Below are 721 nucleotides of genomic sequence, written 5' to 3'. Positions count from 1 at the left end.
ACATGAACCCATTCAAAGGCCGGCATTTTCAGCGTGACATCATTCTGTGGGCCGTACGCTGGTACTGCAAATACGGCATCAGTTACCGTGAGCTGCAGGAGATGCTGGCTGAACGCGGAGTGAATGTCGATCACTCCACGATTTACCGCTGGGTTCAGCGTTATGCGCCTGAAATGGAAAAACGGCTGCGCTGGTACTGGCGTAACCCTTCCGATCTTTGCCCGTGGCACATGGATGAAACCTACGTGAAGGTCAATGGCCGCTGGGCGTATCTGTACCGGGCCGTCGACAGCCGGGGCCGCACTGTCGATTTTTATCTCTCCTCCCGTCGTAACAGCAAAGCTGCATACCGGTTTCTGGGTAAAATCCTCAACAACGTGAAGAAGTGGCAGATCCCGCGATTCATCAACACGGATAAAGCGCCCGCCTATGGTCGCGCGCTTGCTCTGCTCAAACGCGAAGGCCGGTGCCCGTCTGACGTTGAACACCGACAGATTAAGTACCGGAACAACGTGATTGAATGCGATCATGGCAAACTGAAACGGATAATCGGCGCCACGCTGGGATTTAAATCCATGAAGACGGCTTACGCCACCATCAAAGGTATTGAGGTGATGCGTGCACTACGCAAAGGCCAGGCCTCAGCATTTTATTATGGTGATCCCCTGGGCGAAATGCGCCTGGTAAGCAGAGTTTTTGAAATGTAAGGCCTTTGAATAAG

1 protein-coding gene is annotated in these 721 nt (G+C 53.0%); it reads left to right on the top strand.

Annotation, left to right across the window (positions count from 1 at the left end; all coding sequences use genetic code 11):
- Positions 1-2: 2 nt before the first annotated feature.
- Positions 3-707 (top strand): IS6-like element IS26 family transposase, encoded by a 705-nt coding sequence (locus ACJBF3_RS26120; RefSeq protein ID WP_001067855.1) that lies wholly within the window; start codon positions 3-5, stop codon positions 705-707.
- Positions 708-721 lie beyond the last annotated feature (14 nt).

This window comes from Enterobacter sp. PP-008-ECC_S150 (assembly GCF_045257065.1).
Classification (GTDB): Bacteria; Pseudomonadota; Gammaproteobacteria; order Enterobacterales; family Enterobacteriaceae; genus Enterobacter; species Enterobacter chengduensis.
The sequence above is the reverse complement of the archived record's forward strand: the minus strand, read 5'-3'. Positions and strand labels throughout refer to the sequence as shown.